Annotated in this window: 12 protein-coding genes and 1 pseudogene; 11 read left to right on the forward strand and 2 right to left on the reverse strand. The window is 72.2% G+C overall.

Annotated elements, in window-relative coordinates; all coding sequences use genetic code 11:
• Both E1291_RS42405 and E1291_RS31170 read left to right on the forward strand, forming a co-directional pair.
• The coding region (locus E1291_RS42405; RefSeq protein WP_207401030.1) for a hypothetical protein at nt 1-208 on the forward strand (208 nt) is incomplete at its 5' end.
• Between the two features lie 256 nt (nt 209-464).
• On the forward strand, nt 465-1,301 hold the full coding sequence (locus E1291_RS31170) for an undecaprenyl-diphosphate phosphatase (protein ID WP_131741664.1): 837 nt from the start codon (nt 465-467) through the stop codon (nt 1,299-1,301).
• Nucleotides 1,302-1,378: 77 nt separating this feature from the next.
• Here E1291_RS31170 and E1291_RS31175 read toward each other — a convergent pair whose 3' ends face one another.
• The gene (locus E1291_RS31175) at nt 1,379-2,212 is read right to left on the reverse strand and encodes a LysR family transcriptional regulator (RefSeq protein WP_242614486.1); all 834 of its coding nucleotides are present in this window, start codon (nt 2,210-2,212) and stop codon (nt 1,379-1,381) included.
• 40 nt (nt 2,213-2,252) lie between these two features.
• On the opposite strand from E1291_RS31175, the gene E1291_RS31180 reads away from it, so the two are divergent.
• The 5 genes and pseudogenes from E1291_RS31180 (at nt 2,253) to E1291_RS31195 (ending at nt 5,834) form a co-directional block, all read left to right on the forward strand.
• Nucleotides 2,253-3,074 carry a LysR family transcriptional regulator gene (locus E1291_RS31180; protein WP_165495368.1) on the forward strand — a complete coding sequence of 274 codons (822 nt, stop codon included), beginning with the start codon at nt 2,253-2,255 and terminating at the stop codon, nt 3,072-3,074.
• Nucleotides 3,075-3,252: 178 nt separating this feature from the next.
• Nucleotides 3,253-4,404: an acyl-CoA dehydrogenase family protein gene (locus E1291_RS31185; protein WP_131741667.1), complete on the forward strand. Its 1,152-nt coding sequence runs from the start codon at nt 3,253-3,255 to the stop codon at nt 4,402-4,404.
• 64 nt (nt 4,405-4,468) lie between these two features.
• A pseudogene (locus tag E1291_RS44280) lies at nt 4,469-4,710 on the forward strand (hypothetical protein); the annotation flags it as partial.
• A 42-nt stretch (nt 4,711-4,752) separates the two neighbouring features.
• Nucleotides 4,753-5,172 carry a hypothetical protein gene (locus E1291_RS44940; RefSeq protein ID WP_442316397.1) on the forward strand — a complete coding sequence of 140 codons (420 nt, stop codon included), beginning with the start codon at nt 4,753-4,755 and terminating at the stop codon, nt 5,170-5,172.
• Nucleotides 5,169-5,834 carry a hypothetical protein gene (locus E1291_RS31195; RefSeq protein ID WP_131741668.1) on the forward strand — a complete coding sequence of 222 codons (666 nt, stop codon included), beginning with the start codon at nt 5,169-5,171 and terminating at the stop codon, nt 5,832-5,834. Before E1291_RS44940 ends, E1291_RS31195 begins: the two co-directional genes overlap by 4 nt.
• A gap of 155 nt (nt 5,835-5,989) precedes the next feature.
• Here the strand turns inward: E1291_RS31195 and E1291_RS31200 are convergent, their stop codons facing one another.
• Nucleotides 5,990-7,204, reverse strand: a complete 1,215-nt coding sequence (locus E1291_RS31200) for a PP2C family protein-serine/threonine phosphatase (RefSeq protein ID WP_131741669.1) — start codon at nt 7,202-7,204, stop codon at nt 5,990-5,992.
• A gap of 198 nt (nt 7,205-7,402) precedes the next feature.
• Here E1291_RS31200 and E1291_RS31205 point away from each other — a divergent pair, with 198 nt between their 5' ends.
• The 4 genes from E1291_RS31205 to E1291_RS43430 form a co-directional block, all read left to right on the forward strand.
• On the forward strand, nt 7,403-8,869 hold the full coding sequence (locus E1291_RS31205; protein ID WP_207401031.1) for an IPT/TIG domain-containing protein: 1,467 nt from the start codon (nt 7,403-7,405) through the stop codon (nt 8,867-8,869).
• Nucleotides 8,870-9,304: 435 nt separating this feature from the next.
• On the forward strand, nt 9,305-12,181 hold the full coding sequence (locus E1291_RS31210; protein ID WP_165495369.1) for a CHAT domain-containing protein: 2,877 nt from the start codon (nt 9,305-9,307) through the stop codon (nt 12,179-12,181).
• A complete protein-coding gene (locus E1291_RS31215) occupies nt 12,178-12,936 on the forward strand; it encodes a hypothetical protein (RefSeq protein WP_131741671.1) in 759 nt (252 codons plus the stop codon). Before E1291_RS31210 ends, E1291_RS31215 begins: the two co-directional genes overlap by 4 nt.
• A 96-nt stretch (nt 12,937-13,032) precedes the next feature.
• Nucleotides 13,033-14,194: caspase family protein (locus tag E1291_RS43430; RefSeq protein WP_242614489.1), on the forward strand; the 1,162-nt coding region annotated here is incomplete at its 3' end.

The following is a 14,194-nucleotide window of genomic DNA, read 5'->3' on the forward strand; positions in this document are numbered from 1 at the left end:
CCCGCGGCGGCGCCGCGCCGATCCGGTCCGGGCGGCCGGTCCGCTGCCGCGCCGGGTCGCGGCGCTGCTCGCCCCGCCACCCGAGGGTTGGGCGATGTCGATGCTGGTCGTCCTGCCCGTGGCGGTGCTGATCCTGGCCGGAGGGTGCAGCCTGGAGGCGGTCCACGACCTTCACGCTCTGCTCGCCGCCGCCCACCACGGTGGATAGCCCACCGTCCGCCGGATCGCACGCGACCGTCCGGAGTTGTCGTTCGCCCGCGCCGTCTTCTACAGTCGTGTAGAACTTCTACTCGACTGTAGAAGCCATCGTCTTTCACCGCCTGCCTCGCGCCCGTCATCGGGCTCGGCATCGGACCCCCGCACCGCTCGCGCTGTGGACGCCCGGCCGCGACGTCACAGCCACCACCGCGTCGTCGCGGGACGCGCCTCCTCACCCGCGGACCCTGCGCAGAAATGGACCCCCTATGAGCGCCATCAGTATCGGCCAGGCCATTGTTCTCGGGATCGTGGAGGGAACGACCGAGTTCCTGCCCGTATCCTCCACCGGCCACCTGAAGATCGCCGAAGGTCTGATGGGCATCCCGGTCGACGACACCTCCGTGGTCGGCTTCACCGCCGTCATCCAGGTCGGCGCGATCGCGGCGGTGCTGGTCTACTTTCTCAAGGACATCCTGCGGATCGTCTCCGCCTGGGGCCGTGGCCTGGTCGACCGAAACGAGCGCCACCACCACGACTACAAGTTCGCCTGGTGGATCATCTACGCCACCATCCCGATCGTCGTCGTCGGCGTGGCGGCCAAACCGCTGATCGACGGGCCGCTCGCCTCGCTGTGGGTGGTGGCCGGATCGCTGATCGTCGGCAGCGGCGTGATGTGGGCGGCGGACCGGGTGGGCCGGCACGAGCGCGGCGAGGACGACACCACGCTCAAGGACGCGATGCTCGTCGGCTCCTCGCAGATCCTCGCCCTGCTCTTCCCCGGTTTCTCCCGCTCCGGTGCCACCATGTCCACCGCCGTCATCCTCGGCCTCGACCGGGTGGCGGCCACCCGGCTCTCCTTCTTCCTCGGCATCCCGGCCCTCACCGGCGCGGGACTGTACGAGCTCAAGGACGCCGTCGGCGCCGGAGTCGGCGCCGTGCCCCTCATCGTCGGCACCGTCGTGTCCTTCGTCGTCGCCTACGCCTCGATCGCCTGGCTGCTGAAGTTCGTCGCCCGGCACACCTTCAACGCCTTCGTCATCTACCGGATCATCATCGGAGCGCTTCTTCTGGCGCTGCTGGGTTCTGGAAACCTCACCGCGTGACCAGGTTCGGCTTCACCTGGACCGTCGTCGGCGAGGACGACGCGTCCTGACCGCCACGGGCCGGGCGGCGGGCGTCGTCACCCGCCGTCCGCCGGTGTCGCGGTCAGCCGGGGCGGCGGCGCCGAGCGAAGGGCGCTGACGAACGCCGTGGCCGCGGCGGTCAGCCGGCGCCGTGAGTGGACGAGATCGGCGGGCAGGACGAGCGGCGGAGTCAAGCCGCGGAAGGTCGCGCCCGGATACGCGGCGTCGATGCGGGATCCGCGGGACACCCACGCCATGCCGAACCCGTGCTCCACCAGCGGAGCCCGCATGTGCTGGTGCACGGTGGTCACCCCTAGGCGGGTCTGCGCGCCGACGCCGCGCAGGCTCGTCTCGACCGCGGTGCGCGCCCAGGCGTGCGCGGGCGGGACGATCGTCGGCAGGTCGGGAAGGGAGTCGAGGGTGAGCTCCCCCGTCCACTCCGCGGGGACGAGCAGCCCGATCTCGTCATAGCCGATCCGGTGGCAGACGAACTCACGGCTCACGGCGTCGGGGCCCTCGGCGTAGAAGTACCCGAATCCCAGTTCGGCCCGGCTCGTCCGCAGCCGGTGCAGGACGTCGCTCTCGCCGGTCGCCTCGTCGATCGTGATGCGCACGGCCGGGTGGCGCCGCCTGAAGGCGCCGAGCGCGCCGGGCAGGTGCCCGAACGCGCCCCCGGAGGTGGCGATGACGAGACGGCCGGTGACCTCTCCGCCGACGTTCGCCACCACCGAGCGGGCGACGGCCGCGCTGTGCAGGACCTCGCGCGCCGGGCGGACCAGGGCGCGCCCGGCGGGGGTGGGCCGCAGCCCCTGGGCGGTGCGGTGGAACAGGGCGGTCCGGAGCTCGCGTTCCAGCCGGTTCAGGGCCCGTGACATCGCCGTGGCCGACACCCCGGCCGCCGCGCCGGCGTCCGCCAGGGTGGGGTGGTCGGTGAGGGCGAGGCCGGCGGCCGCGTCCCTCTATGTCACCCAGCCCGCGCTCTCGCAGGCCGTCCAGTTGCTGGAGCGGACGATGGGGACGGCGCTGTTCGACCACTCGGCGCGCGAGGTCCGGCTCACCGCCGCCGGGCTGGCGCTGGTCGGGCCCGCGCGCCAGGTCGGCGCGGATCTCGCCGCGGCCGCCGCCGCGGTCGCCGCGGTGGCCGCCGTCGAACGCGGCGTCGTGACCATCGCCGCACCGCCCGAGCTGGCCGTCGACCCGCTGGTGCGGCTCTGCGCCGCGTTCCGGAGCGCGCACCCCGGCGTGCAGATCGAGATCTCCGACATCGACCGCCCCGTCGCCGACCTGGTGCGCGGCCGGAGCCGTGAGGTCGTGCTCGCCTTCCTGCCCGTCGACGCGCCGGGCGCTGTGACGGTGGAGCTGGGCGCGCGCCGGCTTCAGCTCGTCGTACCGGGGGACTCGCGGCCCGGCCGCGGCCCGGTCACCGTCGGCGGCCTGGCGGACGTCGATCTCGTGAGCGGACCTCCGGGCACGGCGATCCGCGACCTCGTCGACGACCGGCTCGCCGCCGCCGGGCGCGAGCCGCGCGTCGTGGTCGAGGTCCGCCGCGAGGAGCGCATCGGTGAGCTGGTGGCCGCGGGGGCGGGCTCGGCGGTGCTCCCGGAGTGGTCCGCCCGCATCGCGCGGGCCGCGGGCGTGCGCGTCATGGAGTTCGACGAGCCGTGGGTGCAGCGCTTCGGCCTCGTCCACGCCGCGTCCGGCCTCACGCCCGCCGGGGCCGCCTTCGTCGAGGCCGCCACACGGCACCCCTAGCGCGCGCTCCATAAGCCGGGGGCAACGCGGGGCGGCGATCTTCGTATTGGACCGCGCGCCGTCACGTGTCCTTAACTCATCGCATCCCCCGAACGAAGGATCTCGTGAACATGCGCGATGAGGTGACGGCCGTCGCCCGGGCCGGCCGGGCGGCGGCACGGAAAGCGAGGGTCGAGCCATGAGACGGACGGTCTACGACGCCGACCAGGAGGCGTTCCGCGCGGTGGTGCGGGACTTCATCGCGGCCGAAGTCGTCCCTCACCACGCCGAGTGGGAGGAGAACGGCATGGCGCCGCGCTCTTTCTACGAGGCGGCGGGCGCGCTAGGAATCACCGGTCTCCAGATTCCCGAGCAGTACGGCGGTGGCGGGCAGAGCACGTTCAAGTTCAACTGCGTGGTCAACGAGGAGGCGCAGGCGGCCCAGGTCAGCCTGGGCTCGCTGCGCGTCCACCTGGACGTGACCGTGCCGTACTTTCTGCGGTACGCCACCGATGAGCAGCGCGAGCGCTGGTTCCCGGGCATCTGCGACGGCACGCTGATGACCGCGATCGCCATCACCGAGCCCGGCACCGGGTCGGACATGGCCGGGATCACGACCGCCGCGGTGCGCGACGGAGACGACTACGTCCTGTCCGGGGCGAAGACGTTCATCAGCGGGGGAGCGCAGGCCGGTCTCGTGCTCGTCGTGGCCCGCACCTCGCCGCTGGACGACCGGGACCGCCGGGCGGGCCTGAGCATCCTGGTCGTGGAGGAGGGCATGGCGGGCTTCGGCCGCGGCCGGAAGCTGTCCAAGCTCGGCCTGCTGACCCAGGACACGCTGGAGCTGTTCTTCGACGAGGTCCGCGTGCCCGCCCGCAACCTCCTCGGTGAGGAGGGCGCGGCCTTCGGTTACCTCACCTCCAACCTGCCGCAGGAGCGGCTCACGGTCGCGGTCGGCGCGCAGGCCGCGGCCGCGTCGGCGGTGCGGATCACCTCCCGCTACGTCCGGGAGCGATCGGTGTTCGGCAGGCCGCTCGCCGGCTTCCAGAACACCAAGTTCGTCCTCGCCGAGTGCGCGACCGAGGTGGCCGCCGGTCAGACGCTGTGCGACCGGGCGATCGCCCACCACGACGCCGGCGAGCTCACCCCGGCCGTCGCCGCCATGGTCAAGCTCTTCTGCACCGAGATGCAGGGGCGGGTGATCGACAAATGCCTGCAGTTGTTCGGCGGGTACGGGTACACGCGGGAGTACCCGATCGCGCGGCTGTACGCCGATGCCCGGGTCACGCGCATCTACGCCGGGACGAGCGAGGTCATGAAGTCCATCATCAGCAAGGAGATGGGCCTGTGAACGTCCGCGGCTCGCGGACGATCTCGTCGTCGCCGATGGCGTCGAGTCGATGAGCCGTGTCCCGATGGGCGCGGCCCGGCGCTCGGGGCCGGGCCTGCCCTACGGCCCGGTCCTGCGCGAGCGCTGTCCCGGCCGGCTCGCGGGCACGCGGGAGTTCAGCCAGGGCGAGGCCGCGGAGCTCATCGCGACGCGGTGGGGACCGTCCCGGCGGCGGCTGGACGAGTTCAGCCTGGGCTCGCACGCCGCGGCGGCACGATCGAGCGGCTCGCGACGCTGAAGACCCCGTTCCGGGAGGACGGGCGGGTCACGGCCGGCAACGCCTCGCAGATCTCCGACGGCTCCGCGGCGGTGCTGATCGCCAGCCGTGAGCGCGCGGCGGAGCTCGGCCTGAGGCCGCTCGCCCGGGTGCACTCGGCGGTGACCGTCGGCGTGGACCCCGTGCTCATGCTGACCGGCCCGATCCCGGCGACGGCCGCCGTCCTCGGCAAGGCGGGGCCGACCCTCGGCGACATCGGCGTGTTCGAGGTGAACGAGGCGTTCGCGAGCGTCGCCTGCGCGTGGCTTGCCGAGACCGGTGCCGACCCCGGCCTGCTCAACCCGCGCGGCGGGGCGATCGCCCTGGGGCACCCGCTCGGCGGTTCCGGCGCCCGGCCGGCGACCACCATGGTCCATCACATGCGGGCCGGCGGCGTGCGCTACGGCCTGCAGACCATGTGCGAGGGCGGCGGCATGGCGAGCGCCATGGTCCTGGAGGCGATCGACGGATGATCGGGCCGGTCGCGCCGGAGCGCGCCCTCCGCCTGCTGCCCGAGAACGGCAGGCTGATCGCCTCACCCGGGTGCGCGACTCCCCAGACCCTGCTGACCGCGCTCGGTGACCACGCGCGGGACAGGCCGGGGCACACGCTGAGCGCGGGACTGCTGCTCGGGGATCTTCCGTTCCTGGACGCGGTGCGGGCCGGGGCGCTGCGCTTCCGCACCTGGCAGCTCCCCAAGGCCGCCAGGAGGGCGGCGGCGGACGGGCTGGTCGACTACGTGCCGATGCGCGCCTCGGAGGTGCCGCTGAGCCTGCGCTCCGGATTCGACTGCGCGCTCGTCCGTGTCTCCGCCCCCGATCGCCGCGGGTACTGCAGCTACGGGCCGTCGCTGGCGTACACGCGGGAGGCCGTCGCCGCGTCCCGGGCCGTGATCGCCGAGATCGATCCGGCGCTGCCCCGGACGTACGGTGACACCAGCGTGCACGTGAGCCGCTTCGACGCGGTGGTCGAGGCGAGCGAGCCGATGTGCGAGTACGTCTCGGCGCCGGTGACCGAGACCGCGCGCATGGAGGTCGCCGATCGCAACCCGGCGATCACCATGGTCGGGTCGGCTGGGACCCCGGTGCGGACGCCCGCCGCAGGCTCGCCGGCGGCGGGCCGTTCATGTCGGTGAACTCGGCGCCGGCCGTGGACCTGTCCGGCCAGCCGGCACCTGGTCGACGTGGTCGTCACCGAGTACGGCGTCGCCTCGGCTCACCGGGCTGTCGCTGCGCGAACGCGCCGAGGCGCTGGCCGCTCTCGCCTCACCGCGTCATCGGGCCGGGCTGGTCAGGGATTGCGGCGGATCATGAGGAGGGCGACGTCGTCGTCCTGTGTCCGGCGGCCGATGAGCTCCGCCATCACCGCGGCGCTGACCTTTTCGGTGGGGCCGGCGTACATCGCTTCGCAGAGCCGCCCGATCTCGCGGTCGATGGGGCTGTCCCGCCGCTCTATCAGCCCGTCGGTGTAAAGGCACAAGAGTGCTCCGGGGGGAAAGTCGATGGAGGTCGTGCGGCGCGAGTCGTCCTCGCCGAATCCGATCAGGAGGTCGGGCTTGACGTCGGCGGAACGGGCCGGCTCCCCGGGCAGGGCCAGGACCGGAGGCCAGTGACCCGCCGAGGACGCCCGCACTTGGTCCAGGCCGGGTTCGACGACCGCGTACAGGACGGTCGCCGTCGCACCGGGCTCGAAGTGCTGCATCTTGCGATCGAGCCTGCGCAGCACCTCGGCGGGGTCGCCGCTCTCCAGCGCGTAGGCGCGTAGCGCGCTGCGCATGCGCCCCATCACCACCGCGGCCCCGAGCCCGTGGCCGGCCACATCTCCCATGACGATGCCGATCCGCCCGGTGGGGAGGGTGAAGACGTCGTACCAGTCGCCGCCGACGCTGTCCTTGCCCGGGCGATAGCGGGCGGCCAGGTCCATGCCGGGGATGGCCGGGAGCGCCGCGGGAACCAGGCTGCGCTGCAACTCCAGCGCTCCGGCGCGCTCGGCCTGGCTGAGCAGCACCTGCGCCGCCATCGCGGCGCGGGCGGCCGCCATCTGCACCAGCTCGGTCTCATCGGCGGTGAAATGCCGGGTGGTGAAGGACCCGACGTGCAGGACCCCCAGGAGCGTGCCACCGGCGATCAGCGGGACGCCGAACAGGGAGCGCAGTCCCCGTTTCATCAGGAGGGGGTTGAACACCTCGGCCGTGGCGACGTCCTCGATGTAGACCGGGCGCCGTTCGGCGGCGATCCGTCCGGCGAAGCCCTGGCCCACCGGGACGTGCGCGGCCTGGCTGACCTCCTCCTCGATGCCCTTGGCGGCGGTCGCCACGAGGAACCGCTCCTGGCGGTCCAGCATCAGCACGACGGCGGTGTCGACCTCCAGCACCTCGCGCAGCCGATCGAGCAGGACGTCCAAGAGCTCCTCGACGTTCAGGTGGGTGAACGCCTCGTCGGTGATGGCCTTGATCGCCGCCAGCTTGCGGGTGTCCCGATCCAAGCCGTTGACAAAGTCGCCCATGCGAACACTGTATGGCCAGAAAAAGGTACTTCCCGTCACTTGGAGGACGAAGTGGTGGTCGCTGCTCGCCGCCCGCGGACTCCCCGTCGTTTGTCGCTGTGGGTATCGGGGACGCTGCGTACTGTAGTTCCAGGTCCGCTCGTATTTCGCGGATACGGACCTGCTTCGGCTCATTCGTGCGGGCCAGGGGGAGTGATCATGTCGGACGATCCCGTCCAGCCGACGGTTCAGCAGGTGGCCATGACGCTCGCGGCTCTCGCGGCGACCGCGGCCGCGCCCCGGCCGTCGGGGGAGACGCCGGAGCAGCAGGGCGAGCGGGTCTTCCTGGGCATCGAACAGCGTCTCCAGGACTCCTCGCTCGCCACCCAGGGCACCTGGAGCCTGGAGTGGGCCGGGCTGAGCGTTGACAACGCGAACATGGCCTTTCTCGCGATGAACAACGACGGGTCCAACGAGTTCGCCGTGGTCATCCGCGGAACGGTCGCCAACGTGACCGACCTCCTGGAGGACCTCGACGTGGGCACGATGGTGCCGTTCACCGCCGCCGAATCGCCGCCGAGGGCCGTCCCGGTCACGGTCTCCAAGGGGGCGATGGACGCCTTCACCCAGGTCATCACCATGAGGCCGGGAGGCGCCACCCTGGTGGAGGTGCTCGCCGAGGCCCTGCGGGTGGCGCCGCCCGACCCGACGGTCTACGTGATCGGCCACAGCCTCGGCGGTTGCGTCGCGACCATGGTCGCGCCCTACTTCCAGTCGCTGTCCTGGTCCGGCGCGACCCCGCGGTTCGCGCTCTACACCTTCGCCGCGCCCAGCGCCGGCGGCCCGGACTTCGCGGACTACGTCGACTCCGTGGACTGGGACGCCAACGAGCGCTACTTCAACATGTGGGACGTGGTGCCACAGGCCTGGACCGACCTCGACTGCGTCAAGCAGAAGTACTACCCCGACCCGCCCGGCCCGGCTGCGAACCTCGACGTCAAAGGGGTCCTCTCGGCGATCGCCGGTCTTCCCGGCCCCAACGTCTACGCGCAGCCGGGCAAGCCCTTCTCGCTGAACTGCAAATACGGGCCGCCTGGGTCCTACGACCCGAACGTGGTCAGGAAGTCGCTCCAGGACTTCATGGGCCAGGTCGCCTTCCAGCACGCCAACTCCACCTACCTGAGCCTGCTCGGCGCACCCGACGTTCCGCCTGGACCCGTGGTGACCGCCATCAGTCCCAACGTCGGCACGACGAACACAAAGATCATCATCACGGGCGGCGGCTTCGACGCCGGGACGGCGGTGGACTTCGGCCCGGTGGCCTGCTCCCGGTTCAGCGTCAACACCGACGGCACCCAGATCACCGCCTACGCGCCGGAGGGCGCCGGCGTCGTCGGCGTCCGCGTCACCACCAACGTGGGCACATCGCCGGCCGTCCCGCTCGGCCAGTTCGCCTACGGCGGCCCCCCTCCCCTTGTGGTCACCGGCATCAGCCCCGACAGCGGATCGAAGGACACCAAGGTCACCATCACCGGGGTGAACTTCGGCTCCAACGTTCCCTGCGCACCACCGCCCACGGTCTACTTCGGCGACACCCGGACCGAGCCCGTCCAGTTCATCCCGCCCGGCACGATCGTCGCGAAGGCGCCCGCGCACAGCGTCGGTGTGGGCAAGTCCAATTCGTGAACGTGACCGTGCACTCGAACGGCTACTCGTCCGCGGCGAGCCCGGCGAACGAATTCAGTTACAAGGAGATCTGACTCCGGCCCGGCGCCGCGGGGGCACTATCCGGATCTCGTCCCAATGGCCGCCGAAAACGACAATGCGCGATCGTGGCCAGGGGCGGACACGGTGGGGCCGCTTCTCCCCTGGACGGCATGATGGATGCCGGGGGTGGCGCGGTTGCCGGAGGGCGATGGCGAGCGGGAGCGATTGAGGGCGGCGATTCACGCCCGGTTGGTCGCGGCGTCGGAAGCGGATGATCCGGCGGCCCTGATGTCCGATGACGCAGCGGCCGAGATTCAGCGGCTGGCCCGTATCGCGCCTGATGACGTCCTCTCCCTGCATCCTGTGGGATGGGCCTTGGTCTATCGGTCACGAATGTCGCCCGGCCCGCGGGGAGTGGCCGAGAGGGACACGGCCGTCGCTCTGTTCGCGCGGTGCCTGCTCGCGGGGGTGACGGCCGGCGAACTGCCCGGCGAGCTGCTGGACGAGATCGTCAACCGGGCCGGGCAGGACGCGCTTCCCTGGCTGAGGGAGGCCGTCCGCACGAGGGATCCCTCGACCATCGAGGAGATCGTGGGGCTGTGGAGGCTGATCGCGGCGGCGTGCCGGGAAACCCATCCTCATCGTCCCGCCCTGCTCACCAACCTGGCGGTCGTGCTCCAGGCTCGGGGAGCGGTGAACGAGTCCGCGGAGGACGACCGTGAAGTCGTCCACCTCCTCGAGGAGGTCGTGGACGCCACGCCCGAGGATTTCGAGGGGCGGGCGCAGCGGTTGTTCAACCTCGGCGTGGCCCGGCGGCGGATCTTCGACTCCACCGGTGATGTGACCGATCTCGACGAGGCGATCAAGCGCTTTCAGCAGGCGTTGGACAGCGCGCCCGAGGACGATCCGGGTCGCCAGGACACGTACGCGGCGCTCGGCGAGGCCTATCGCGTCCGCGCGGCGCACACGGACTTCTCCTTCGACGAACTGGCCCCGTGGGAAAGTCATCGGACGCGCAGCATCACGGCGGTGTACGCGGTGTGCGAGCTGATCAACGCACCCGGCCTGGACCGGAAGAAGCAGGTCATCGAGCGTTCGCCGGAACTGCGGGACCGCCTCGCGCTCAAGGTCCTGGACGACCTGATCGAGGACGCCGAGGCGCTCGGCGACGAGTCCCCGTTGTCGGTTCCGTCGCTTCAGGTGCACCGGAAGATTCTGGTGAGTCTCCAGGAAGGCGGCCCCGAGGAGCCATCCTCGGCCGGTGGGACCTCGGCGATCGCTCCGTCCGCCGCCCCGCCGTGGGTGGCCGAGGCCCGGACGTTGTCGGCCGAGGGGCGAATAGACGAAGCCGCGTCGCTGCTGCGAGAGGCGGCCGAGCGGGCTCAACGCGACGCCGACCCGCACGCCGAGGGACACGCCGAACTCGCCCTGCACGACCTGGTCTTCGATTCGCTCTACCTCGCCCCCGGGAGCGTGCAACGGCTGGACCGCCACGCCGGAAACGCCCAGCAGGCGTTCCGCAAGGCGGGCGACCGTCATGGCCTGCTCGCCGCCCTGCGCCGCCGGATGGCCGTGGCCGTTCAATTCCAAGACGGCCCGATGGCCCAGGACGTGATGATGCGCCTCCTTGGGCTCGACCCGTATGGCGGAGTGTGGTGGAACACCTATATGAGCGCCATCGGGAGCGATGACCTTCAATACCGCCGTGCTCAGCTCCAGTGGTGCGTGGACCGCGCCTGGCGGCTCGGTCCGGACGCGGCGCACTACCGGGCCGTGTGCGAGCGGAAGCTGGCGTTCCTCGACGGGCAGGCCGCGACGGAGGACCTCGCTCTTCCAGGAGACCTGGCCGCCCTGGTCGAGAGCGTCGAGCGGCGGGGACCGAACAGCGAGGACGGCGAGCGCCTCACCGCCGCGCTCGAAAGGGTCGAGCGCATGCGCTCCCACGCTCAGTCCGCCACCGTCCAGCGCGGACTTTCCGCGGTCTATACGCCCGCCTACCGGGCCCTCTCGCTTTGCGTCGCGTCGGATCCCGGCGATCCCGGTGCGATGGAGGCGAGCGTCGACGTGCTGGAGCGCAATTCCAGCCGGACGCTGCTCATGCGCATGGCCGGGGGAGCGGACGACGCCCTGGCGCAGACGGTGCGGACGGCGCAGCTGGACGAGCAGGTGGGCACCTATCTCCGCGACCCGACCCCGCATCACCGCCGATTGCTGACTCTCGCCTTCGACAAGGAGCGCGAGATGGAACGTCACACCGAACGCGGCGTCCTGAGGGGCGTGGCCGGGCCGGGGAAGGGGCCCGAACCGGTGACCGTCGCGGGCCTGCGGGAACTGCTCGGCGACGACGCCGTCCTGTTCTTCGGGGGGATGGGCCACGTCGTCCTGATCACCGCGAGCGGACAGGAGCGGATCGCCGCGTTCGCGCCTGCCGCAGTGGACCGCGAGGCCGACGCGCTGTTCCAGAACCTGTCGAAGGGCACGCCCGGTCCGGGGACGGGCCTTTCGATTCTCGACGCGCTGCTTCCCCGGATCCGCGAATCCCTCGCGGAGGACTCCCGGCTGTTCGTCGTCCCGTACGGCAGGTTATGGCGAGTCCCCTTGGGAAACTTGGGTGAGCGGCGTCTGTCGGACGATTACAAGTTTTCCGCCGTTCCGAGTCTGAGCGTGCTGGCCGAGTTACTGCGCACCGTTCCCGAGCCCGGCGGACCGGACGGGCCGGTGTTCTCCGGGTTCGCCGATCCCGACGGGACGTTGCCGTACGCCCGCGCCGAGGTGGACGCCGCCGCCGCGCGGTACCGGCGGGCGCGGGTGCGGGCCGGCGGTGACGCGACGGTCGACGGCTACCGCGCCGCCGTCGCGGGATCCGACGTGATCCATCTCGCCTGCCACGGGTTCCATCTGCCCGGCTACCCCGACTTCACGGCCCTGCGGCTGGCCGGCCCGCGGCCGGCGCCGGCGATGCTGTGGTACTCCGACATCATCCGGACGCGCCTCACCGCGTCGCTGGTGGTGCTCGGCGCCTGCCACGCCGGCACGGGCGAGGTGCTGTCGGGGGCGGAGTACGCGGGCATCCCCGGCGCGCTGCTCGCCGCGGGCGCGCGGAGCGTCCTGGCGCCGCTGTGGGCGGTGGACGACCAGGTCACGGCTCGCCTGCTGGAGTCCTTCCACGCCGCCTACGCCGACACGCGCTCTCCGGCCACGGCACTGCGCGAGGCTCAGCGGACGTTCGACGCGGATTCGCCCGACAGGACCGGTTCGGTGCACGCCTTCCAGCTCTTCGGGGCGTCATGACCGGCGGACCGGCACGCGACATCGACCCGCCGGAGGGCGTCGCGCCGCCCGAACCACCCTGGGAACTGTGGCTCGGCCACGACCTGGAGCAGTACTTCGGGTTCTTCACCGAGATCCACTATGTGGCGTCCGGCGAATTTCCCGACGAGGTCCTGGACCAGCTCGCCACCGTCCGCAGATGGACGGTGCACCAGTTGCGCCAGTTGCGTCTCCCCGACGTCCTCGTCGACGCCGTGGACGACGCGATGGCCGACGTCCGGCCGCTGACGGCCCCTTCAGTGATCACGGACCATGAGCGGTGGCGCCGGCGCCGTGCCGTCGGCCAGACCTTCGAGCTGCTGACGCAGCTCACCCGCGCGCACGTGCCGCCCCTCCATCGCCGCTACTACGACTTCGGTGTCATGCTCCGCCAGATCACCACGCGGGCGGTGATGATCCGGACCGCCCCAGGGCTACCGGACTGGGTCGGCGAGCACTGGCCGGGCCTGGCCGGACGGTACCGGGACGAGCTGCGCCGGGAGTGCGGCACGCTGGTCTCCTTCGTCCGCGACAAGGGGCCAGAACGCGCCCGACCCCGCGCACCACGACCTGGACGCCGCCTTCGACGTCCTGGCCGGTCACCTGGAGTCCTGGCTCGCCGAGGGCGGCGAGCCCGACGACCGTTTCCTGGAGCGGATCCAGGTCGCCTGCCACAGGGCGGGCCTGTTCGGCTCGGCGAGCGCCGTCCTCCACAGCACCCGCCAATGACCCCTTAGGAGACGGCCATCACCGAACCACCCCGGCACGAGGGGGCGGGCCTCGTCCACGCCCTGCTCGTCGGCATCGACGCCTACCGGCCGCCCGTCCCGGCGCTGGCGGGGTGCGGCAACGACGTCACCGAGGCGGCGATCTTCCTGCGCACGCTGCTGGGGGACCGGCTGCGGCTGCTGACGCTGCGCGACGCGGCGGCGACCGTCGGCGCCGTCCGGGACGCGTTCCGCGACCACCTGGGGAAGGCCGGCCCCGGCGACGCGGGGCTGTTCTGGTTCAGCGGCCACGGGTCGCAGGCGCCCGTCCCCGAGCGGTACTGGCACCTGGAGCCGACCGGCATGCACCAGACATTGGTGTGCGCGGACAGCAGGCACGGCGCCGGAGATCTGACCGACAAGGAGCTGTCGGCCCTGATCGACGGGGTGGCGGCGCGGGGCGCGCACATGGCGGTGGTGCTCGACTGCTGCCACTCCGGCGGCGGGACGCGGGACCCGTCGGTCCGCGTGCGCGGCGTCCCGCCCGCCACCTCCGCGAGCGGGGCCCGCCCCGCCGGGGAGGACGACGAGCCCGCCCACGAGCACGCGGAACGCGAGGCCGGGCCGTCCCCGGCGCCCCTCTGGCATGTGGCCCTGTCCGCCTGCCGTTCCTTCGAGACCACCGTGGAACAGCGGATCGCGGGCACGGCGCGCGGGGTGTTCTCGGCGTCCCTGCTGACCGCGCTCCGGTCCCTCGGACCGCGCGCCGGCTACCGGGCGCTGCACATGGCCGCCAGGAACCTGGTGGAGAACCGGGTCGCCCGGCAGACGCCCGTCCTGTACCCCGTGCGTCCCGGCGGCATCGCCGACGAGCCGTTCCTCGGGGGCGTGATCGTTCCCTCCCCGTCCTTCACGCTCGGGCACGTGAGGGGCCGGTGGCGCGTGGACGCCGGGGCCTGTCATGGGATCCCCGAAGGTGAGGTCGTCCTGGCCGTGGACGCGCGGGATCCGGAGGCCGCCGGACGGCGCATGGTCGTGACCGGGCTGCGTCCCGGCGACTGCGACGTCCGGCCGGTCGGCTGGACACCGCGGAAGGACCGCGGCTATCCGGTCCTGGTCGCCGAGCGGCCCGTCCCCCTCGTCGCCGTCGAGGTGGGCGGGCGGCCCGATGACGACCCGGACGCCGTCGCGGCCGTCCGCGCCGCGCTGGCGGAGCGGGCCGGGACGATCAGGCTGGTCGAGCCGGGCGAGCCGGCGCCCGGGCCGCGCCTGCGCGTCGCCGCCGCAC

The organism is Actinomadura roseirufa (genome assembly GCF_900659635.1).
GTDB classification, from domain to species: domain Bacteria; phylum Actinomycetota; class Actinomycetes; order Streptosporangiales; family Streptosporangiaceae; genus Spirillospora; species Spirillospora roseirufa.